This is a genomic window from Pseudomonas sp. DWP2-2 (assembly GCF_049897065.1).
Classification (GTDB): domain Bacteria; phylum Pseudomonadota; class Gammaproteobacteria; order Pseudomonadales; family Pseudomonadaceae; genus Aquipseudomonas; species Aquipseudomonas paracarnis.
In genome coordinates this window covers 144,511-166,161 of sequence record NZ_JAFCVN010000011.1, presented here as the reverse complement: position 1 = coordinate 166,161, position 21,651 = coordinate 144,511, and the positions used below count along the sequence as shown (strand labels likewise).

Genomic DNA, 21,651 nt, shown 5'->3' with positions numbered 1-21,651 from the left:
AAAGTGCTATCAGGGAGATAATTGCGCTGAACTGAATGCGGTCATTCCGGTCTGTTGCTAGTCGGCCTGACTCTTCAAAGCTAAACAATACGTAGCAAGCAAGGTGTGAACCCCATGATGAATTGGCTGCAAGGCAGCAGCGAAATGGCTGAGCGGGTTCGTCAGCACGATTGGGCCAATACGCCCCTGGGGCCACTTGAACACTGGCCCGATGTGTTGAAGACAACCGTTGCGCTGTGCTTCGCGTCGAGTTTCCCCCAGGCCATCGTCTGGGGGCCTCAGTTGATTACTCTCTACAACGACGCGTTCACGCCGATCCTGGGTAGCAAACCCGACGCCTTGGGCCGCCCGTTCAACGAGATCTGGCACGAGGTGTGGGACGATATCAGCCCTATCGCCGACGCCGCGTTCGATGGGCACGCCACCTATATCGAAAACTTCCCGCTGTTGATCCAACGCAACGAAGCGCCGGAACAAGCCTATTTCACCTTTTGCTACAGCCCGATTCGCAATGCCCAAGGCGTGGTGGTCGGTTTGCTCGACACGGTGACCGAAACAACCGCCACGGTATTCCTCGCCCGTCGCCTGGCAGTGCTGGACGCCATCGGCAACAGCGTGGTCAATGCTACCGACGCCGAAACCATCCTGACGTCTACGACTCGCCTGCTGGCCGAACATCTGCAGGTGTCCATCTGTGCCTACGCCGACATGGACGAGGATGAAGATGGCTTTACCATTCGGGGCGACTGGTCGGCGCATGGCTCGCCGAGCATCATCGGGCATTACAGCCTCGCGGCGTTCGGGGAATGCGCGGTCAACTGCCTGCGTGCCGGCGAGCCACTGGTGATACGCAATAATCTGATCGAGTTGCCGCCCCATGACGCCGCGAGCTTCCAGGCACTGGGGGTGACAGCCACTATTTGCATGCCGTTGATCAAAGACGGGCGGCTTACGGCGCTGATGGCCGTGCACGACAAACTGCCGCGCTTTTGGTCTTCCTATGACATGGCGCTGGTGGGCGAAGTCACCGAGCGTTCCTGGGCGCATATCGAGCGCGTACGCGCCGATGCCGCCGTGCGCGAGGGCCTGGCCGCCTATACAGAACTCAATGCCAGCCTGGAACAGCGCGTGAATGAGCGTACCCATGCACTGGCCGAGGCCGAAGCCGCACTGCGCCAGTCACAGAAGCTGGAGGCCATCGGCCAATTGACCGGCGGCGTCGCCCATGACTTCAACAACCTGCTGACCATTATTCGCTCGTCGGTGGACTTCCTGCGCCAGCCGGGCCTGTCCGAGGAGCGTCGGCAACGCTACATGTGCGCGGTGTCCGACACCGTAGAGCGGGCCAGCAAACTCACCAGCCAACTGCTCGCCTTTGCCCGTCGCCAACCGTTGAACCCGCAGGTGTTCGATGTCGGCCAGCGCGTGCAGAATATCGGCGAGATGCTCGAGAGCGTTACCGGTGCCCGCATTCATGTGCAGGTTAAATTGCCCGATCAGCCCTGCTATGCGCGCATCGACCCCAGCCAGTTCGAAACCGCACTGATCAACATCGCCCTCAACGCCCGCGATGCGATGGAAGGCCAGGGTACCCTGACCCTCAAGGTCACAGGGCAGCAAGCGCTGCCACGGATTCGCGGGGATGCCGAGTCGTGTATGCCCTACATCGCCATCTCCCTGGCTGACACCGGCAGCGGGATTCCCAGCGACACCTTCGAACGCATCTTCGAGCCGTTCTTCACCACCAAGGCCGTGGGCAAAGGCACGGGCCTTGGCCTGTCGCAGGTATTCGGCTTCGCCAAGCAGTCAGGCGGCAATATCGATGTGGCCAGCACCCTCGGCCAGGGCACGGTGTTTACCTTGTATCTGCCGCAAGTCGAAGGCGAAGCGGCGCCGGATCAAGACACCCGTGCAGATCTGCCAGGGCCGCTAGAGGCGGCTCATCAGCATGTGCTGATCGTCGAGGACAACCTCGAGGTGGGACGCTTCGCCAGCCAGATCCTCAAGGACCTCGGTTACCAGACCACCTGGGCGACCAATGCCGAACAGGCGCTGAACCTCGCTGGCAATGACGTTCAGGGGTTCGACGCGATTTTCTCCGACGTGGTGATGCCCGGCATGACCGGCGTGGCCATGGCCAGGTTGCTGCGCCAGCGCAGCCCCGACCTGCCCGTGGTACTCGTCTCTGGCTACAGTGAGGAACTGGCAGACAGCGGCTACGAAGGCTTTGAGTTCCTCGCCAAGCCCTACTCCGCCGACCAAGTTGCGCGGGTGCTGGCAAAGGCGATGTGCAAGGATCAGTCGACGACCGCTACCTGATTGCGACCCGATGCCTTGGCCTGGTACAGGGCCTTGTCGGCGCTGTTCATCAAGGCGTTCAAATCCAGAGGCTGAGTGCAGGTCGATGCTACGCCCAGGCTTGCGCTCACCCCTTGTACCGGGTCGGCGGGCAAATCATGAATCGTCTGGATCAACTCCTCGGCGATGCTGCGTGCGGTCTCCAACGAGGTATTGGGCAGCAATACCGCAAACTCTTCACCCCCCAGGCGACCGTAGATATCGGTCTGGCGAAAGGACGCACTGATCACCGCGCCAATCTGGCGCAACACCTGGTCGCCGGCCTGGTGGCCGTAGGTGTCATTAATGGCTTTGAAATGGTCCATGTCCATCATCAATGCACACAGCGGCTGCTGCTCGCGAAGGCACTGGGCATACAGCAATTGGGCCTGTTCATAGAACGCCCGGCGGTTCATCAGCCCGGTTAACTCATCGGTCTGGGCGGCACGGGTGGAAATATGATGAGCGCGCTCCATTTGCCTCGTCAGACGGAAGGCTTTTTCCAGGGCATCGGACAGCTTGCGCGTCGCACCGACCACAAACGAAGCAAACACCAGCACCGCCAGCGCCACGCCAACCTGCATCGGCGAAGGCTGAAACAGCATCCATACCGTACAGGGAAGCAACACCAGCGCCATCGAGCCCAGCGTCATGTAGCGATAGGCTGAATAACAGGACACCGCGCTGACCGACATGCCCACGGTAAACAGCATCACCAGCACCTGGGACAAGCGGTCATCGACCGGCATCACTGCCAGCGCCCCGCCGCCCCAGATACCCGCCGACAGCATCAGCGTGACCCAGTAGTGGCGCTCCCAACGTGCGGGTGTGCGCCCCGCGTCAGGGCAGCGAAACCATTGCACAAACAGATGCAGGCGCACCAATGACGAGCCCGCCAGCAGTACCAACCACACCAGGATGACCTGCTGATCGAATCGATCCCAGCACAGCCAGCAGAGCATGACGGCGCCCAGGTAGCTGCCGAAGATCGCCGAGAATGATTGACGAAAGAGCTGGTGCAAACGGTCGGTTCGCACCTGCTCTTCGATGGAGTGACCCTGATCTTGCCCGAGGCTATGCATGGGGTTGGCCTGTTTGACCGGCGACGGCAAAGGCGCCATTGTGGCACCTTGCCAGCAAGCCGAACAGCGGCATACGCTGCGCTAGAGCGTTTCAGGCTCTTGAGGTCGCAAAATGAGCACGCCCAGGGGCGGCAGGTTCAACGACAGCGACACCGGTTGCCCATGGCGCGGCTCATCCTGGGTAAACACGGCCCCGCCATTCCCGTAGTTGGAGCCCGCGTAGGTATCGGCATCACTGTTGATCACCTCACTCCACCGCCCGCCAAACGGCACACCGACTGCGTAGCCTTCACGGGGCACCGGGGTGAAGTTGGCAACCACCAACACCGGCTTGCCATCCTTGCTCCAGCGCAGCCAGGCGTAGACGCTATTGATCGCGTCATCACCGATCAGCCATTGGAAGCCCTGGGGCGCATCGTCCTGTTCGTGCAGCGCCGGCTCTTCGCGGTACAGGCGGTTCAAATCGCCTACCAGCTTCTGCACCCCACGGTGCTCGGGGTACTGCAGCAAATACCAATCCAGTTGCTGATCGTGGTTCCACTCGCGCCATTGGCCAAATTCGCAGCCCATGAACAGCAACTTCTTGCCGGGGTGCATCCACATGAAACTGAGGTAGGCGCGCAGGTTGGCAAATTTCTGCCAGCGGTCGCCGGGCATCTTGTCGATCAGCGAGTGCTTGCCGTGCACCACCTCATCATGGGAAATCGGCAGGATAAAGCGCTCCGACCAGGCGTACACCAGCCCGAAACTCAGCTCGTTGTGATGATGGGCGCGGTACACCGGGTCTTGCTGGATGTAATGCAGGGAGTCGTGCATCCAGCCCATGTTCCATTTGTAATTGAACCCCAGGCCACCCTGTTGGGTAGGCTGGCTGACGCCAGGCCAGGCCGTGGACTCTTCGGCAATCACCAAGGCGCCCGGGGCTTCAAGGGCAACCACGTCGTTCAGGTGCCGCAAGAAGTCGATGGCTTCCAGGTTCTCGCGACCGCCATGGCGGTTGGGCACCCATTCACCGGCCTTGCGCGAATAATCGCGATACAGCATGGAGGCCACTGCGTCCACGCGCAGGCCATCGACGTGGAAATGCTTGAGCCAGTGCAAGGCCGACGCGAGCATGAAACCGTGGACCTCGGTGCGGCCCAGGTTGTAGATCAGCGTGTCCCAGTCCTGGTGAAAGCCTTCCAGGGGGTTGGCGTATTCGTACAGAGCGGTACCGTCAAATTGCGCCAGGCCGTGGGTATCGGTGGGGAAATGCGCGGGTACCCAATCAAGGATCACGCCGATATCGGCCTGATGGCAGGCATTGACGAACCAGGCAAAGTCTTCCGGCGAGCCAAAGCGAGCACTGGGGGCAAACTGGGATAACGCCTGATAGCCCCAGGAGCCACCAAAGGGGTGTTCCATGATCGGCATCAGCTCGATATGGGTGAAGCCCAATTGTTGAACGTAAGGAATCAGCCGCTCAGCCAGTTCGCGCCAGCCATATTGACGGGCAACTTCACCGGCCTCGTCCAGCTCGCACTGCCAGGACCCCACATGCAGCTCGTAGATCGACAACGGCGCAGTGGTTTTCTGCTTGTCTCCCCGCGATTGCATCCACTCATGGTCCTGCCAATCCACTTGCAAAGGTGCGGCGACCTTCGAGGCGGTGTCCGGCGGCAGTTGGGTGGCCAACGCCACAGGGTCGGCCTTGAGCGGCAAAATGCCGTGGGCACCGAGAATTTCATACTTGTAGGCCGCGCCCGGCTGCAAGCGTGGGATGAAGATTTCCCACACGCCCGATGGATGGCGCAGGCGCATCGGGTGGCGGCGCCCGTCCCAGATATTGAAGTCGCCCACCACCGAAACCCGCCGTGCGTTCGGCGCCCAGACGGCAAAGCGCACGCCTTGCACGCCGTCGACGCTGACCACCTGAGCCCCCAGGCAGTTGCCCAGGTCACGGTGATTGCCTTCGGCAAACAGGTACAGGTCCATTTCCCCCAGCAGCAATTGGCTGAAGCTGTAGGGATCTTCGGTGATCTGCTCACCGCCGGCCCACTGGATTTTCAGCAGGTAGGGCTGGCGAGTGCTGAAGTGCCCAATAAACAGGCCTGGCACCTGGGTGGCATCGAGGCTGCCAAACGGCTCACCTGTGTCACGCGCCAGTACCTGGACACTCAGGGCCTCGGGCAGGAACGCACGGATAAACTGGCCGCCCTGCTCGTCATCATGGGGCCCCAGGATCGAAAAAGGATCGGGGTGCTCGGCGCGCACCAGCGCATCGACGTCCTTGGACGCCGGCATTGCAGTCAACTTGGGCTGCAGCGGTTCTCTCTGTGTAAAACTCATGACGTCTCCCCACCGCGTACAGGTTTAGATATAGGTGTCAGCCCGCTCAGCAAGCCGTGCAGCCCTTGCAGGGGCACCGGCAGCCAGGTCGGGCGGTTTTCTGCTTCGTAGGCCACTTCGTACGCGGCCTTTTCCAGGCTGAACAAGGTCAGCGCTGCGTCTTGGCCGTTGGCATCCTGCCAGTCATGCGCCAGTGTAGACGCAGCGGCCTGGTAAGCCTGGGTAAATGCTACGCGGGCTTCATTCAGGTAGCGGTCGGTCACGCGTTTACGCGCAGCGTTCGCTTCTGGCGTGTGATCCACCCCCTGCACATTCAGCGCCATCGCCGCGGCATAATCGAAGGAACGCAGCACACCGCTCACATCTTTATAAGGGCTGTGTTTGCCGCGCCGCTCATGCAGCGGTCGCGCCGGTTCGCCCTCGAAGTCGATCAAGTAGGCATCGCCCTTGACCACCAATACCTGGCCCAGGTGCAAGTCACCGTGGACGCGAATGCGCAACCCGCCCACCGTGGCTTTGGCCAACGCCTGAACATGCGCCGCGATGGCTTTTTTCTGCGCCAGTAATTCACTGACCAACGCCTGGTCGGCGGGGTTCAACTGGCTTTGATTAAGCTTGAGCAACTGCAAGGCGCGGTCGATCTGGGCGCCGACATCCTGGGCCCAGGCTTGGGTGTCTTTGGCTGTGGTGGGTTCGGGTTTGAAAGCCTTGTCGGCGGTTGGCGCACCCAACACCAGGTGCATTTCACCCAGGCGCTGACCGAGCAAACCGGCAAAATCCGCCAGTTCGCCGAGGGCGTTGTAATGCTGTTCCTGTTCAGAGATCGCGTCGGCCAGCTCATCGCGGATCGCCCGCTCCAGGTTGTTCTGGGTCCAGCTCCAGGCATCGCCCTGATTGCTCAGGTAACCCTGGGCAATCATCAGCAGGTTGTCCTGCCCCTGCCCGTCGCGGCGGCTCATAAAGCCCAACAGCGGCGAGATATTCGGGTAGCCGGCGGCGGTCAGGTAGGCACTCATTTCCAGCTCCGGGTGCACACCGGCGCTGACTTTACGAATCAGCTTGAGCACCAGGCTGTCACCGACCACCACCGAGCTGTTGGACTGCTCGGCAGACAAATAACGCACCGGCGATTCACGGGTCAGTTGCAGTGCAGCCAAGTGCTCAGTCGCCTCGAACCGCAGATCGCCGTCAGGGGTATTGAGCACGGTGCCGGCCTGCATGGCCTGGATCACCTCAAGGATAAAATGCTCAAGGCTGAAGGCATCGGTCACCAAACCTACCTGGCGGGTGCGTCGTACTCGGGCCAACGCCAATTGCTGGGGCAAGGCGCTGGTGAACTGGTCTTCGCCAAGGAAGCCCAAGGGCAGTTGGTAGCGGCTGACCTGGCCAGCACTGGTCACTTCGATCTCGCTGAGCAACACCGGATGCTGCGGGTCGCCAAAACGCACGCCATAAGCGATGTGCACCGTGTCGATTGCCGTATCTTTGCCGGCAAACCAGCGACGCTTGGGCAGCCAGGCGGGCAGTGAAGTCTGTTCCAGGCTGGTGCGGCAAGGTTCTTCCAGTAACTCTTCCATGCGTTTTTTCAGTACCAAAGTGGTGAAGTCGGGCATGCTTTGCGCCGGTTCCACATGCCAGCTGGGCATCTGGTTTTCCGCTGCCAGCACGAACCAATAGAAACCATAGGGCGCCAGGGTCAGCAGGAAATTCAGCTGGCCGATCGGCGGGAAGGCATTACCGCCGAGCATCTCTACCGGCACCATGCCGGCAAAGGCCGACAGGTCCAGCTCCGCCGCCTGGGCGCTGCGCGACACATTGGCTACGCACAGGATGATCTCGGTGTGGCCGTCTTCGCCGGTGTATTCACGGGTGTAAGCCAGGATGCGCCTGTTAGTCGGCGAGAGCATCTTCAGGCTGCCACGGCCAAACGCCTTGGACTGCTTGCGCACTGCGAGCATGCGCCGGGTCCAGTTGAGCAATGAGTGCGGGTCCTGGGCTTGGGTCTCGACGTTGACCGACTGGTAACCGTATTGCGGGTCCATGATCGGCGGCAACACCAGGCTGGCCGGGTCGGCACGGGAAAACCCGCCATTGCGGTCGATGGACCATTGCATGGGCGTGCGCACGCCGTCACGGTCGCCCAGGTAGATGTTGTCGCCCATGCCGATTTCATCGCCGTAGTACAGGGTCGGCGTGCCCGGCATCGACAGCAACAGGCTGTTGAGCAATTCCACCCGCCGACGATCCCGCTCCACCAGCGGCGCCAGGCGTCGCCGAATACCCAGGTTGATACGGGCGCGGCGGTCTGCGGCGTAGTAGTTCCACAGGTAGTCGCGCTCTTTGTCGGTGACCATTTCCAGGGTCAGCTCATCATGGTTGCGCAGGAAAATTGCCCACTGGCAGTTGGCGGGAATCTCCGGGGTCTGGCGCAGAATGTCCGTGATGGGGAAGCGATCTTCCTGGGCCAACGCCATGTACATGCGCGGCATCAGTGGAAAGTGGAACGCCATGTGGCATTCATCGCCGTCATCACCCTTTCTGTCGCCAAAGTACAGCTGCGTGTCTTCGGGCCACTGGTTGGCTTCGGCCAGCAGCATGCGGTCGGGGTAATGGGCGTCGATCTCGGCGCGGATCTGCTTGAGGACGTCGTGGGTTTCCGCCAGGTTTTCGTTGTTGGTGCCGTCCCGTTCGATCAGGTAGGGAATGGCGTCCAGGCGCAGGCCGTCGATGCCCAGGTCGAGCCAATAGCGCATCACCGACAGCACCGCTTTCATGACCTGCGGGTTATCAAAGTTGAGGTCGGGTTGGTGCGAGTAAAAGCGGTGCCAGAAGTACTGGCCGGCCACCGGGTCCCAGGTCCAGTTGGACTTTTCGGTGTCGAGGAAAATAATGCGTGTGCCGTCGTATTTCTGGTCATCATCCGACCACACGTAGAAGTCCCGTGCGGCCGAGCCTGGCTTGGCCTTGCGCGCGCGCTGGAACCAGGGGTGCTGGTCGGAGGTGTGGTTGATCACCAGTTCAGTGATCACGCGCAACCCGCGTTGGTGGGCTTGGGCAATAAAGCGCTTGGCGTCGGCCATCGTCCCGTAGTCGCTGTGCACGCCGCGGTATTCGGCAATGTCGTAGCCGTCATCACGCCGGGGAGACGGGTAGAACGGCAGCAGCCAGATGGTGTTCACGCCGAGGTCGGCGATGTAGTCGAGCTTGGCGATCAGCCCGGCAAAGTCACCAATGCCGTCGTTGTTGGAGTCGAAATAGGATTTGACGTGAACCTGGTAGATCACCGCGTCTTTGTACCAGAGCGGGTCTTTGATAAAGGTGGCTGCCTTGGGTTTCTTGGCCATTGCAAACTCCTGAAAATACAAAGTTCTCGAGGATCGTTCCCACGCTCCGCGTAGGAACGCAGCCCCGGACGCTCCGCGTCCCAAGCGCGACGCAGAGCGTCAAGCGAGGCATTCCCACGCAGAGCGTCAAGTGAGACGTTCCCACGCAGAGCGTCAAGTGAGACGTTCCCACGCAGAGCGTGGGAACGAGCACTCAGGATGTACTGATGCGCCAGATCCCGAACGGCATCTGCGGCTCCAGCCGGGTCCATTGGGTCTTGCCGTACCAGGTCCAGCGGTGGCCGTTCATCAAGTCTTCGCCCTGGGTCTGGGCATCGTCGGGCAAGCCCATCTCCCACAGCGGCAATTCAAAGTGGGCTTCCTGGACGTTGTGCGGGTCGAGATTGACGGCGACCAGAATGAAATTGCTGCCGTCTTCGCTGCGCTTGCCGAAATACAGAATGTTGTCGTTCCAGGCGTTGTAGAGCTTGAGCCCCAGGTGCGTGTGCAACGCCGGGTTCTGGCGGCGGATGCGGTTGAGCTGGGCGATCTCGGCGATGATGTTGCCCGGCGCGGTGAAGTCCCGAGGTCGGATTTCGTACTTCTCCGAGTCCAGGTATTCCTCTTTGCCCGGCACCGGCGCGGCTTCGCATAACTCGAAACCCGAATACATTCCCCACAGGCCCGAGCCCATCGTGGCCAGCGCAGCGCGGATCAGGAAGCCTGCGCGACCGGACTCATGCAGGAAACCCGGATTGATGTCCGGCGTATTGACGAAGAAGTTCGGGCGGTAGCACTCACGCCAGGGCGACTGGTTCAGTTGGGCAAGGTACTCGCTCAGCTCAGCCTTGGTGTTGCGCCAGGTGAAGTAGGTATAGCTCTGGGAATAGCCGACCTTGCCCAGGCGCGCCATCATCGCCGGTGTGGTGAAAGCTTCGGCGAGGAAGATCACCTCCGGGTACTTGGCACGCACGTCGCTGATCAGCCATTGCCAGAACGGCAGCGGCTTGGTGTGCGGGTTGTCGACGCGAAAGGTCTTCACGCCCTCTTCCACCCAGCCCACCACGATGTCACGCAGCTCGGTCCACAGGCTGGGGATGGCATCGGCCGCATAGAAATCGACGTTGACGATGTCCTGGTACTTTTTCGGCGGATTTTCCGCGTATTTGATCGTGCCGTCCGGGCGCCAGTTGAACCAACCCGGATGCTGTTTGAGCCACGGGTGGTCCTGGGAGCACTGGATGGCGAAATCCAGGGCGATTTCCAGGCCGTGGTCGGCAGCAGCCTTGACCAACCGGCGGAAATCATCGCGAGTGCCCAACTGAGGGTGAATAGCCTCGTGACCGCCCTCCTCACTGCCAATGGCGTAGGGGCTGCCAGGATCATCAGGGCCGGCGGTGAGTGAGTTGTTCTTGCCCTTGCGGTGGCTACGGCCGATGGGGTGGATCGGCGGGAAATACAGCACGTCGAAGCCCATGTCGTGAATCATCGGCAAGCGTGCGTGCACGTCGTTAAAGGTGCCGTGCCGCGCCGGATCGTCGGTGATCGAGCGGGGAAACAGCTCGTACCAGCTGGCAAATTGTGCGGCTTCACGTTCCACGTCAATCGGGTACGCGGGGCTGACGCTCAAATAGGCGCGATGGTCGGCCTGGGTCATCAGGTGTGCACTGTCTTCGTGCAGGAACAACGCCACCTGCTCAGTTTCCAACAGGCCGGAAAGCTCATGGTGCAACAGCATCAAGCGGTCACGCAGTTCGTTGTCACTGCGTTCGGCGGCCTGCAGCACCAGGCTACGGCCCTCCTGCAACTCCAGGCTGACGGGCACGCCAGCTTCATGCTTCTTGCGCAGTTCGTAACAGAAGCTGGCAAAGGTATCGATCCAGGCTTCGATGCAGTACTCATGACGGCCTTGGTGGGCCACGGTAAACGCGCCCTCCCAACCGTTGTTGCCGATATCAAGCATGACTACGCTGTGCCAGCTTTCGTCTCCCAGGGCGCGCCAGCGGATCAACACCGCCAGTTTATCGTGGCCATCGGCGAACACTTTGCTGGTGACATGAACCCGCTGGCCCACCACCGCCTTGACGGCAAACTCCCCGTTGTCGATGACCGGCATGGTGCTTTCGATCGCGATCCTGGGTAGCAGCAGCGCCTGCGACAACGGCAGCACGGAGTCTTCTGGAACCAGTGTTTCGGCAGTCATCGAGCAGCTTCCCCTTACGCCCTTTGGACGCTCTTTGCTTGATACGAATTCAGGTACGGCGACGCTATCCTTGAGCTGGGCCGTTTAAAGTCCGAGCCTGGGCGCTGCCCAAAAGTTCAGGTGGATATACCGCCCCTGGGCGGGAATCATTTCCAGCAGGCAATGGTCCACCAACAGAGCAAAGCACAAACGAGGCCATACCCATGAGCATCCCGACACCTCCTGAACCCGAAGATCCGAATATCGACGCCCCCCCACTGCCCCCGCCCGAACCGGAACGCGACCCTGAACAGGAGCCGCCTGAAAACCAGCCGCCACCGGTGCAGGAACCGCCCACGACGATGCCGCCGGTTATTGCCTGACTCACAGACACCCAAGCACTTGCCCGTGAAAAAATATCGCGGGCAAGCGCTACTGAGCTTTCCTACTTCAATCACCGACAATACCGAGATCCCGCTCTTGATGAACAAGATAGATTCAGTCACCCGTACGCTGCCTCGCCCCCTTGCCGGCCGCAGACTATCTTGTCCGTTAAGCGAGTACCTTCTATGCGCACCTCACTACTGCCCCCGTTCTCGGCTGTTCACGGCATCCAACAACCGCCAGTCAACGATCATCGGGAAAAACTGAACGATCTGTTCAGGGCCGGCCCAAGCGCAATCATGCGCAGGAAAGAGCCTGACACGCCCGCCTCCGCCCCTTCCAGGGCGCCGCAAACCTTTACCTTGCCCAACCCTGCCCCCTCTGCGAACGTAGAGCCGAAGACGGCCGGTGCCGACGCCACCCAGCTTGCCCAACTTCGTGCGCTGACCAGCCAGCAGAACATTACCAATATGCTGCGCGCGCCCAACTCACACGAGACCTCCGGGCAGGTGACCACGATTCGAAGCCTGTTAAGCAGGGAAAACGTCAAATCCTTGCTGCACGGCCCGGATGCAGACGAAGCGCGCAAACTGATTACCGATGTGAAGGAGCGTTTAGGTCAATCAAGCCTGCAGATGATTCATGACCGATCCTCACATATCGAGGACCCGGGCTTGAGCCTTGAAGAAATTCGCGAGCGCACCTCCACTCTTGATCCCGAGGCAGGTTTCAACTGCGCTATGCAAATCGAGCGTGATCTACGCATTGAGAAGCTTTCTGCCATACAGCGAATGCGGCAAAGTACGCCTCTGGCTTCAGCCCTCTTCAATATCGGCAAAGAGGCGGACCTCGGCAACCCGCCCCCTCAACCGGATAATCCACCGCCCCCGGCAGAAAGCCTCACACACAACAACAATGTCAGGAATGACAATGGTCAGACCTTCACCTTCCGTAATACCCGTGAATCAAGTTTCGACGCACCTGAGCAAGTGATGGATTTTGACCACCACAGAGACAAACTCGATGTATCGGCAATTAGAAATCAACTCGGCAACACGCCATTGAAATTGGTAGGAAACTTCTCGGGAGCCAGTAGCGAGGTACAGATTCACTATAGCCCGGCTCACAATACGAGCGTGGTGATGATCTCCGGCAACCCGGGAGAGTCGCCCTTTGTGGTGAAAGCCTTAGGTGAGGTGAGATACGGCAACCTCATCACTTGACCTCCTTCACTCATCCTTCTCCAGCAGCTTGACGATCCGTGGCATCACGCTGAATACCGCCAGGGCCAGCAGCGTACTGAGCACCGCCGTCGATTCACGCCCCATTCCCGCCGCAACCCCAATGGCGGCGGTCATCCACAACCCGGCCGCGGTGGTCAGGCCCTTTACATGCTGGCCCTCTTCGTCTTCCTTGCCCTTGAGGATGGTGCCAGCGCCGAGGAAGCCAATGCCCGCGATGACCCCTTGAACCACACGGCTCATGGCATCCGCCTGGCTGCCGGACATCTGCGGCACCAGCACAAATAGCGCGGCGCCCAGCGCCACCAGCATATGGGTGCGCACTCCGGCCGCCTTGCCCTTGTGTTCACGCTCAAACCCCAGGATGCCGCCGAGGATCGCCGCGATCAGCAGGCGCACGGTCACTTGGGTGAGTTGCCGGGCATCGCCAATGTCTGCGAATTCGGCTTGCAGGGTTTGCCACGCCAGATGCCACCAGGCCTCCATGGATGCGCTCCTTTTCATTATGGATAGATAAAGGATGGACAGCGCAGACCGCCAGTCAGTTGCCTGGAACCCGTGCGCATGGCGGCCGCCTAACGCTGCATAGCCCACAAAACGGAGATTGTCATGACCGTACGCATCGAAAATCATCTGTGCTACTTCACACTCGACGACAATGGCCAGGAACAAAGCCTGCCAGCCACCCGGGTGACCATCCTGACCGATCACGCCAAAGCCATGTCTTATCTGGAACTGGCAGGTTCGCGCATCTACATCACCGAAGCCGAGGCGGACGCGCTGACGGTTGAAGGCGCAACCGATGGCCGTGAGCATGTAAAGGCGGACCAACCTGGTTCGGTGATTTGATTGATCTGCATCATCAGACCCGCTCAACCCCTGCACCCCTATGCCCATGGGGTGCAGCAGATTGACGCACAAGAACGCTTCAAGCTGATCTGATCCGCTTTTTATCACGCCACCTGAGTCTGTTATGCAAACAGTCTGTCGCCCATAGTTCGTCGGCCTGATGGAGGCTGATGAGCGAATGACCATGAGCGAACGAATCCCAACCGTGGAAACCTTTGAGCCCATTCACCCCAAGAAAGTGAAGGCCAAATCCAGCGACAACCTGATCCATACCCGCAGCTTTACCGGCTTGTTTCGCACCCTGCGAGTGGGCGGTGCCGGCCTGCTGTTCCTGGCTTTTTTCGGCACCGTGTGGCTGAACTGGGGTGGGCGCCAAGCCGTACTGTGGGACCTGGCCGAGAGCAAGTTCCACATTTTTGGTGCGACGTTCTGGCCCCAGGACTTCATCCTGCTCTCGGCGCTGTTGATCATCTGCGCCTTCGGCCTCTTCGCGATCACGGTGTTTGCCGGCCGCGTATGGTGCGGCTACACCTGCCCGCAAAGCTCGTTCACCTGGCTGTTCATGTGGTGCGAGAAGGTGACCGAAGGTGAGCGCAACCAGCGCATCAAACTTCAGGCCGCCCCCTGGAGCCTGAATAAGCTGGCGAGGCGCTCGGCCAAGCACACATTGTGGCTGGGTATCAGTGTGTTGACCGGGCTGACGTTTGTGGGCTACTTCACCCCGATCCGCCCCTTGGCCGCCGAACTGTTAACGTGGCAGATCGGTGGGGTGAGCCTGTTCTGGGTGCTGTTTTTCACGGGCGCTACCTACATCAATGCCGGCTGGCTACGCGAAGCGGTGTGCATGCACATGTGCCCCTATGCACGCTTCCAGAGCGTAATGTTTGATAAGGACACCCTGACCATTTCCTACGACACCACCCGCGGCGAGCATCGGGGCCCGCGTAAACGTGACGTGCAGCCAGCCGAGGTTGGCCTTGGCGATTGCATCGATTGCCAGCTGTGCGTTCAGGTTTGCCCCACGGGCATCGACATCCGCGACGGCCTGCAAATGGAATGCATTGGTTGTGCGGCCTGCATCGACGCCTGTGATTCGATCATGGACAAAATGGGCTATGCCCGTGGCTTGGTCAGTTACACCAGTGAGCATCAATTGCAAGGTGGCAAGACCCACCTGCTCAGGCCGCGCCTGATCGGCTACAGTGCCGTGCTGCTGGTGATGATCGCGGCGTTGGTGGTGGCGCTGATTGAACGGCCGATGGTGTCGCTGGATGTGACCAAAGACCGAGGTATGTTCCGTGAAAACAGCCAGGGGTTGATCGAAAACATCTACAGCCTCAAGGTGATCAACAAGACCCAGCAGCGCCAGGACTACCGCCTGGAACTGGTGGATGCCGAGGGGTTCCAGCTGCAAGGCAAGACCCAGGTCAGTCTGGCTGCCGGGGAAATTGTCGATATACCGGTGTCGGTAGCGTTGCTGGCGGACACACCGGCCAGCAGCTCTCAAACCCTGCGTTTTAAAGTCACTGATGTGGATGAGCCTTGGATTTATACCGCTGCTGACAGCCGCTTCGTTGCGCCCTTGAATCGCTGAACAACGATAGAGATCAACTGTAGGAGCGAGCTTGCTCGCGAAAAACTCACCGTCGCCGCGTTCATTCAGGAAACACACGTTATCGTTGACGTTTTTCGCGAGCAAGCTCGCTCCTACAGTTCGCCCTGCATACACATTCAAAAAGCTAATCAGGCCGCCATGAAACGCTACGAAAAATTTGCCGACGACATCGCAGAACTGATCCGCTCCGGCGTCCTCGGCCCCGGCCAGCGCGTACCATCGGTACGCTATGCCAGCCAGGCCTACGGCGTCAGCCCGTCCACGGTATTCCAGGCCTATTACTTGCTGGAGCGTCGTGGCCTGATCAGGGCGCGCCCGCGTTCTGGCTACTTCGTCAACACCCACGCGCCGAGCCCGTTTTCCGAGCCGGTGGTGAGTGAGCAGGTGCATGAGTCCACCGATGTGGGTGTCAGTGAGCTGGTGTTCTCGGTACTGGACTCGATCAAAGACCCCAACACCGTGCCCTTCGGCTCGGCCTTCCCCAGCCCCATGCTGTTCCCGCTGCCGCGCCTGGCCCGCTCCCTGGCCAGTGCCAGCCGCGACATGGACCCCCGCCTGGTGGTCACCGACATGTCGCCAGGCAACCCACAACTGCGCCGCCAGATTGCCCTGCGCTATATGGTCGGCGGCCTGATGCTGCCGATGGAGGAGTTGCTGATCACCAACGGCGCCCTCGAAGCACTCAACCTGTGCCTGCAGGCCGTGACCGAACCGGGCGACCTGGTGGCCATCGAAGCGCCGGCGTTCTACGCCTGCTTGCAAGTGCTTGAACGCCTGAAGCTCAAGGCTGTGGAGATCCCGGTGCACCCGCGCGACGGTATTGACCTGAACGCCCTGGCCCAAAGCCTTGAGCGCTATCCGATCAAGGCCTGCTGGACCATGACCAGCTTCCAGAACCCCATGGGCGCCACGTTGCCTGAAGAGAAAAAACAGGCGCTGGTGGAACTGCTGCGCAGCCATCAAGTGCCTCTGATCGAAGATGACGTCTACGCCGAATTGTATTACGGGCAACAGGCCCCGAAACCGGCCAAGGCCTTCGACACCGAAGGGCTGGTGATGCACTGTGGCTCCTTTGCCAAGAGCCTGGCACCGGGTTACCGCGTGGGCTGGGTCGCCGCCGGGCGCTTCGCACAGAAGGTCGAGCGGCTGAAACTGATGACCTCACTGTGCCCGTCAATGCCGGCCCAGGCGGCGATTGCCGACTACCTGCAACACGGCGGCTATGACCGGCACCTGCGCAAACTGCGCTACGCCCTGGAAGAACAGCAAAGCGCCATGCTGGCGGCCATCGCGCGTTATTTTCCGGCGCAAACACGGGTCAGCCAGCCGGCGGGAGGCTATTTTCTGTGGTTGGAACTGCCGGAGCAGACCGACTCGCTGAAATTGTTCCAGATGGCTCTGGCCCAGGGCATCAGCATTGCGCCGGGGCCGATCTTTTCCGCCACTCAGCGGTTCAGAAACTGCATTCGCCTGAATTACGGAAGCCCTTGGAACGAGGCGTCGGAAAAGGCCATGGAGACACTAGGGCGGATCGTGCGCTCGTTTTAACGGCCGCCGCCCAAGTCGATAAACGTTCCGGTGGAATACGATGCCTTGTCCGACAGTAACCAGATAATCGCCTCTGCCACTTCATCCGGGCGCCCGCCACGCGCCATCGGGATACCGGATTCCAGCTTGCTGACCCGGTCCGGGTCGCCGCTCAGGGCATGGAAATCGGTAAAGATATAGCCAGGGCGCACGGCGTTGACGCGAATGCCCTCGCCCGCCACCTCCTTGGACAGCCCCAGGGTAAAGGTGTCCAGCGCCCCCTTGGAGGCCGCGTAGTCGACATACTCTCCCGGCGAGCCCAGCCGCGCCGCCACCGACGACACGTTGACGATACTGCCTCCCTGCCCTCCATGCCGGGGCGACATGCGCAATACCGCGTGTTTGGCACACAGGATCGGGCCCAGCACATTGGTCTTGAGGATTTTGAGGATACGAAACTCGGACATCTCATCGACCCGCGACTTATGCCCCACGGTGCCGGCGTTATTCACCAGCGCGGTGACCCGGCCCAGTTCCGTATCAACGCGATTGAACAGAGCGATCACTTCATCCTCGCTGCTGACATCGGCCCGCACGGCAATCGCCTGGGCACCCAGCGCGCGAACCTGATCCAGTACACGCAGGGCAGCGTCTTCATCAGACTGGTAGTTGATGCAGATGCGATAGCCTTGGCGAGCGGCGAGCAATGCCGTTTGGGCGCCAATGCCACGACTGCCCCCCGTGATGATGACGACTTTGTCCATGGCTGCGGCCTCCCGATTCAACCGGATGTTCAGGGTTGGATCCAAGAATACCCGTCACTGACTGCTTTTGTCAGGCGCCGGCTGTTCGGCGCCCCGGATATTCGCCATGAAGCTATCGGCCGGCAATGGATGCCCCAATAAGTAGCCTTGCAAGGAGTCACACCCCAGGCGGGTGAGGAAGTGCTGCTGCACATCGGTTTCCACCCCCTCGGCGACGATCCGCAGGCCCAGGGCCTGGCCGAGGGCCACGATGGCCGAGACGATGGCCGCGTCATCGCTGTCGTGTTCCAGGTCACGCACAAAACCGCGATCGATCTTCAGCTCGTTGGCCGGCAGGCGCTTGAGGTACATCAGGCTGGAGTAACCGGTGCCAAAGTCATCGATGGACAGGTCAACCCCCATGTCCGACAGTTGCTGCAATACCGTCATGCTCGCATCGGCATCGCTCATGGCGGTGGTCTCGGTGATTTCCAGCGTGAGGCTGTTGGCCGGCAATTGGTACCGTTCCAGTGCAGCCGCTACGCTGTTGACCAACCCGGCGTGGCAGAACTGCAACGCCGAGAGGTTCACGGCAATGCGCCAGTGCTCATAACCCTGTGCGTACCACTGACTCATCTGGCGACAAGCTTCATCGAGCACCCATTCGCCGATGGGAATGATCAGCCCGGTTTTCTCCGCCAGTGCAATAAACGTAGCGGGCATCAGCAAGCCCTGATGCGGATGCTCCCAGCGCAACAGCGCCTCGGCCCCCACGGCAAGACCACTGACGGCGTCGAACTTGGGTTGGTAATGCAAACGAAATTGCCCCTGCTCAAGGGCAATGCGCAGGTCCTGCAGCAATTGCAGTTGTTTGCGCGCATTGGTGTTCATCGACACATCGAAGAAGCTGTAGCCATTCTTGCCCATGCCCTTGGCGTGATACATCGCCGCGTCGGCGTTCATCAGCAGTTCCTGGGGGTTGCTACCGTTGCCCGGGAACATGGCGATGCCGATGCTGGCCGAGATCTGCAACTCATGCTCGGCCACCGTGAACGTGCGGTTGATCAGGCCCACCTGGCGCTCGGCCAAGCCCATCGCATCATCGGGCTGGGTGAGTTGCACCAGCAACACGAACTCATCGCCGCCGATGCGGGCCAAGGTATCCTGGCTGCGCAAGTCCTCGCGCAGGCGCAAGCCAACTTCGCGCAGCAACTGGTCGCCCAGGTGATGACCAAAGGCATCGTTGACCGGTTTGAAACCATCCAGGTCGATAAACATCAAGGCAAAGCAACCGCCCCGCTCGTGCACCGCCTGGATGCCTTGTTGTATGCGATCTGCCAGCAAGGTGCGATTGGGCAGGCCGGTGAGCATGTCATGCAGGGCCAGGTGGGTGAGTTCCTGGTTGGCCAGGGTCAGGGAATCGGCGAGTACGGCGGTGCGCGCTTCCAGGCGCGCATCCAGCACCGACGTCAACAGCGCAATGACCAATACCGCCAGCGAAGTGACCAAGACCAGGTTATCCAGGCCCTTGCCGCTCAGGCCCGTCAGTGCGGCACCGCAGAAGCTGTCATCGGCAAAGCGCGCCGCAGCCATCCCGGTGTAGTGCATCCCAACGATGGCCACGCCCATCACCACGGCTGCGCCGCCCCGAGCCAGACGCACATAAGGTGTGTTGCGCCGCAGGTTGAAGGCGATCCACAGCGCGGCGCCGGAAGCCACCACCGCGATCAACAACGAAGCGCCGAACAAGGCCGGGTCGTAGTCGATGCCCGGCGTCATGCGCATCGCGGCCATGCCGGTGTAATGCATGCTGGCGATACCGGCCCCCATCACCAGTGCGCCAAACGCCAGTTGCCAGGCCGGCAAGCGTGGCTGGCTGACCAGCCATAACGCGAAGCCACTGGATAGCACGGCGATCAACAGCGACAACAGGGTAATGCCTACCTCAAACCCAAGGGCAAACGGCAGGCGCAGGGCCAACATCCCGATAAAGTGCATGGACCAGATGCCGACGCCCATCGCCACTGCGCCACCCGTGATCCACAGGTAAACGGCACGCCCCTTGGCGGTCGCGATACGCCCGGCCAGGTCCAAGGCGGTGTAGGACGCCAGGATGGCCACGCACAGGGAAATCACGACAAGGGAGGTTGAATAGCTACCGATCAGCATGGGACGTCTCGCAGGCGACCGACGCAAAAGCCCGTGCCGGGTGGCAAATCGGGCGATTGTAGCGAGTATGAATACAGGACAGGTGATTAATTAATCCATTGGCCATCACGCAATTTCTGGCGTCAATCGGCTGGCTTTATCTGGCTGTTTTCAACCACATCATGGACATCAAAATGTGCGGGGCTTGCGCAGATTTCCTGTGGGAGCGGGCTTGCCCGCGAAGGCGGTGTGTCAGTCACCGCATCTGCTACTGCACTAACGCTTTCGCAGGCAAGCCAGCTCCCCCCAGGGTGCTGTGCTTGACTGACTGGCATTGGGGCAAGCCCACACATTTGATCTTGCACCCACAGGATGCGCGGCGTATCCGGTTACTCCTTTTCGGCCAGGGAGGTCTGGCCATCCCAGCCTCCGCCCAATGCTGCGATCAACTGCACACTGGCCACCAGCCGCGACTGCAGCAAGGTCAATACCGTGCGCTCGTTGCTCAATGCCGTCGCCTGCACCGTGACCACATCCAGATAGGCAATCAACCCGGCCTTGTACTGGTTTTCGGTCAAGCGCAAGGATTCACGCGCGGCTTCCAGTGCTTCATTGCTAACCACCGCCTCATCGGCGAGCACCTTGAGCTGGACCATGTAGTTTTCCACCTCACGGAAACCGTCCAGTACGGTCTGGCGGTATTTGGCCACGGTCTCGTCATAGCTGGCCACGGTGCGGTCGACTTCCGCCGAGCGCTGGCCGCCATCGAACAGGGTCATCGCCAGTTTCGGCCCTACCGACCAGAAGCGGTTTGGCAGGCTGATCCAATCTTCATAGGTGCTGCTGGAGTAGCCCCCCGCCAAGCTCAAGGTCAGGTCGGGGTAATAGGCAGCCTTGGCCACGCCAATATTGGCGTTGGCGGCGATGACCGAGCGCTCGGCCGAGGCGATATCGGGGCGACGCTCCAGCAACTGGGACGGCAGGCTCACCGGTATCTGCGGCAGGGCCGGGATGTCTTTACTCACCGCCAAGTTGAAGTTGGCTGGCGCCTCACCGATCAGTACGGCGATGGCGTTTTCCAATTGGGCACGCTGCCAGATCAGATCGATCAGGCTGGCCTGAGTGGTCTTGAGCTGGGTTTGCGCCTGGGCGATGGCATCCTTGCCAGCCACACCGGCACGGTATTGGTTTTCGGTCATTTTCAATGAGCGCTGGTAGGTGTCCAGCGTGGCTTGCAGCAAACGCGTCTGCTCGTCCATGACCCGCAGTTGCAGGTAGCTTTGCACCAGTTCGGACTGTTGGCTCAGGCGCATCGCGGCCAAGTCGGCCGAGCTCGCCTCGGCGCTGGCTTCGTTGGCCTCCAGGCCTCGGCGCAACTTGCCCCAGATATCGGCTTCCCAACTCACGCCCAACTGGGCGTTGAGGGTGTCGCGGATACCGCTGCTGGAACTGCTGAGGCTGGCACTGCTGCTGCCGGTGCCCTGGCTGGCGCGGGTCTTGCCGACGCTCAGGTCAACGCTGGGGTAAAAGGCCCCCCGTGAGCTGCGTACCAGCGCCTGTGCCTGGCGAAAACGCGCCTCGGCCTGGGCGACGGTCTGGTTGGACGTGTTAAGGCGCACCACCAGGTCATTGAGTTGTCGGTCACCGTACAGCTCCCACCAGGCGCCACGCGCCAGGGAGTCGCTCGGGTTAGCCTGGCGCCAGCCTTGGGCCTCCTTGAACTGCACCGGCTCGATGACGTCCGGGCGTTTGTAGTCAGGGCCGATGGCGCAGGCGCTGAGCAACACACCACACATCATCACGGCCAATAACTTCATGCCATTGCCGCCAGCTTTATTGTGGCGAGGGAGATTGCTTGCGCTGGAGGGCGAAGCACTCCCAGGCTTTTTGGG

13 protein-coding genes are annotated in these 21,651 nt (G+C 60.7%); 5 read left to right on the top strand and 8 right to left on the bottom strand.

What is annotated here, in order from left to right; translation table 11 throughout:
* The first annotated feature begins 114 nt into the window (after positions 1 to 114).
* Positions 115 to 2,319: an ATP-binding protein gene (locus tag ACP7CZ_RS21695; RefSeq protein WP_294157792.1), complete on the top strand. Its 2,205-nt coding sequence runs from the start codon at positions 115 to 117 to the stop codon at positions 2,317 to 2,319.
* Here ACP7CZ_RS21695 and ACP7CZ_RS21690 read toward each other — a convergent pair.
* The 4 genes from ACP7CZ_RS21690 to ACP7CZ_RS21675 form a co-directional block, all read right to left on the bottom strand.
* Complete coding sequence (locus ACP7CZ_RS21690) at positions 2,298 to 3,458, bottom strand: GGDEF domain-containing protein (RefSeq protein ID WP_057977238.1); 1,161 nt, start codon at positions 3,456 to 3,458, stop codon at positions 2,298 to 2,300. The two genes, ACP7CZ_RS21695 and ACP7CZ_RS21690, sit on opposite strands and share 22 nt — an antisense overlap.
* 42 nt (positions 3,459 to 3,500) lie before the next feature.
* Positions 3,501 to 5,747, bottom strand: coding sequence for a 1,4-alpha-glucan branching protein GlgB (glgB, locus tag ACP7CZ_RS21685; protein ID WP_057977237.1), 2,247 nt, complete (start codon positions 5,745 to 5,747; stop codon positions 3,501 to 3,503).
* Complete coding sequence (gene treS / locus ACP7CZ_RS21680) at positions 5,744 to 9,091, bottom strand: maltose alpha-D-glucosyltransferase (RefSeq protein ID WP_236455824.1); 3,348 nt, start codon at positions 9,089 to 9,091, stop codon at positions 5,744 to 5,746. The genes glgB and treS overlap by 4 nt, the downstream gene beginning before the upstream one ends.
* A 193-nt stretch (positions 9,092 to 9,284) precedes the next feature.
* Positions 9,285 to 11,273, bottom strand: a complete 1,989-nt coding sequence (locus tag ACP7CZ_RS21675; RefSeq protein ID WP_127881362.1) for an alpha-1,4-glucan--maltose-1-phosphate maltosyltransferase — start codon at positions 11,271 to 11,273, stop codon at positions 9,285 to 9,287.
* 548 nt (positions 11,274 to 11,821) lie between these two features.
* Here ACP7CZ_RS21675 and ACP7CZ_RS21670 point away from each other — a divergent pair.
* Positions 11,822 to 12,859: a M10 family metallopeptidase C-terminal domain-containing protein gene (locus ACP7CZ_RS21670; RefSeq protein WP_252950909.1), complete on the top strand. Its 1,038-nt coding sequence runs from the start codon at positions 11,822 to 11,824 to the stop codon at positions 12,857 to 12,859.
* 6 nt (positions 12,860 to 12,865) lie between these two features.
* Here ACP7CZ_RS21670 and ACP7CZ_RS21665 read toward each other — a convergent pair whose 3' ends face one another.
* The gene (locus ACP7CZ_RS21665; RefSeq protein ID WP_034127637.1) at positions 12,866 to 13,363 is read right to left on the bottom strand and encodes an MgtC/SapB family protein; all 498 of its coding nucleotides are present in this window, start codon (positions 13,361 to 13,363) and stop codon (positions 12,866 to 12,868) included.
* 123 nt (positions 13,364 to 13,486) lie between these two features.
* Between ACP7CZ_RS21665 and ACP7CZ_RS21660 the strand changes: the two genes are divergently transcribed.
* The 3 genes from ACP7CZ_RS21660 (at position 13,487) to mapR (ending at position 16,889) form a co-directional block, all read left to right on the top strand.
* The gene (locus ACP7CZ_RS21660; RefSeq protein WP_054898709.1) at positions 13,487 to 13,726 is read left to right on the top strand and encodes a DUF3203 family protein; all 240 of its coding nucleotides are present in this window, start codon (positions 13,487 to 13,489) and stop codon (positions 13,724 to 13,726) included.
* A gap of 184 nt (positions 13,727 to 13,910) precedes the next feature.
* Positions 13,911 to 15,320 carry a cytochrome c oxidase accessory protein CcoG gene (gene ccoG, locus ACP7CZ_RS21655; protein WP_034127668.1) on the top strand — a complete coding sequence of 470 codons (1,410 nt, stop codon included), beginning with the start codon at positions 13,911 to 13,913 and terminating at the stop codon, positions 15,318 to 15,320.
* Between the two features lie 159 nt (positions 15,321 to 15,479).
* Positions 15,480 to 16,889, top strand: a complete 1,410-nt coding sequence (mapR, locus tag ACP7CZ_RS21650) for a GntR family transcriptional regulator MpaR (RefSeq protein ID WP_054898710.1) — start codon at positions 15,480 to 15,482, stop codon at positions 16,887 to 16,889.
* On the opposite strand, the gene ACP7CZ_RS21645 is transcribed toward mapR, so the two are convergent.
* The 3 genes from ACP7CZ_RS21645 to ACP7CZ_RS21635 all read right to left on the bottom strand — a co-directional run bounded on the left by ACP7CZ_RS21645 (position 16,886) and on the right by ACP7CZ_RS21635 (position 21,576).
* On the bottom strand, positions 16,886 to 17,632 hold the full coding sequence (locus tag ACP7CZ_RS21645; RefSeq protein WP_034127640.1) for an SDR family oxidoreductase: 747 nt from the start codon (positions 17,630 to 17,632) through the stop codon (positions 16,886 to 16,888). The genes mapR and ACP7CZ_RS21645 overlap by 4 nt on opposite strands.
* A gap of 54 nt (positions 17,633 to 17,686) precedes the next feature.
* Complete coding sequence (locus ACP7CZ_RS21640; RefSeq protein WP_054898711.1) at positions 17,687 to 19,780, bottom strand: putative bifunctional diguanylate cyclase/phosphodiesterase; 2,094 nt, start codon at positions 19,778 to 19,780, stop codon at positions 17,687 to 17,689.
* Positions 19,781 to 20,148: 368 nt separating this feature from the next.
* Positions 20,149 to 21,576, bottom strand: a complete 1,428-nt coding sequence (locus ACP7CZ_RS21635; RefSeq protein ID WP_057977224.1) for an efflux transporter outer membrane subunit — start codon at positions 21,574 to 21,576, stop codon at positions 20,149 to 20,151.
* Positions 21,577 to 21,651 lie beyond the last annotated feature (75 nt).

Excerpts from the sequence above, each read along its gene's own strand:
- ACP7CZ_RS21645 (WP_034127640.1), bottom strand. The coding sequence starts at position 17,632 with ATGGACAAAGTCGTCATCATCACGGGGGGCAGTCGTGGCATTGGCGCC.
- ACP7CZ_RS21660 (WP_054898709.1), top strand. The coding sequence starts at position 13,487 with ATGACCGTACGCATCGAAAATCATCTGTGCTACTTCACACTCGACGAC.
- ACP7CZ_RS21690 (WP_057977238.1), bottom strand. The coding sequence starts at position 3,458 with ATGGCGCCTTTGCCGTCGCCGGTCAAACAGGCCAACCCCATGCATAGC.
- ACP7CZ_RS21635 (WP_057977224.1), bottom strand. The coding sequence starts at position 21,576 with ATGAAGTTATTGGCCGTGATGATGTGTGGTGTGTTGCTCAGCGCCTGC.
- treS (WP_236455824.1), bottom strand. The coding sequence starts at position 9,091 with ATGGCCAAGAAACCCAAGGCAGCCACCTTTATCAAAGACCCGCTCTGG.
- ACP7CZ_RS21670 (WP_252950909.1), top strand. The coding sequence starts at position 11,822 with ATGCGCACCTCACTACTGCCCCCGTTCTCGGCTGTTCACGGCATCCAA.
- ACP7CZ_RS21640 (WP_054898711.1), bottom strand. The coding sequence starts at position 19,780 with ATGCTGATCGGTAGCTATTCAACCTCCCTTGTCGTGATTTCCCTGTGC.
- ACP7CZ_RS21675 (WP_127881362.1), bottom strand. The coding sequence starts at position 11,273 with ATGACTGCCGAAACACTGGTTCCAGAAGACTCCGTGCTGCCGTTGTCG.
- ccoG (WP_034127668.1), top strand. The coding sequence starts at position 13,911 with ATGAGCGAACGAATCCCAACCGTGGAAACCTTTGAGCCCATTCACCCC.
- ACP7CZ_RS21665 (WP_034127637.1), bottom strand. The coding sequence starts at position 13,363 with ATGGAGGCCTGGTGGCATCTGGCGTGGCAAACCCTGCAAGCCGAATTC.
- ACP7CZ_RS21695 (WP_294157792.1), top strand. The coding sequence starts at position 115 with ATGATGAATTGGCTGCAAGGCAGCAGCGAAATGGCTGAGCGGGTTCGT.
- mapR (WP_054898710.1), top strand. The coding sequence starts at position 15,480 with ATGAAACGCTACGAAAAATTTGCCGACGACATCGCAGAACTGATCCGC.
- glgB (WP_057977237.1), bottom strand. The coding sequence starts at position 5,747 with ATGAGTTTTACACAGAGAGAACCGCTGCAGCCCAAGTTGACTGCAATG.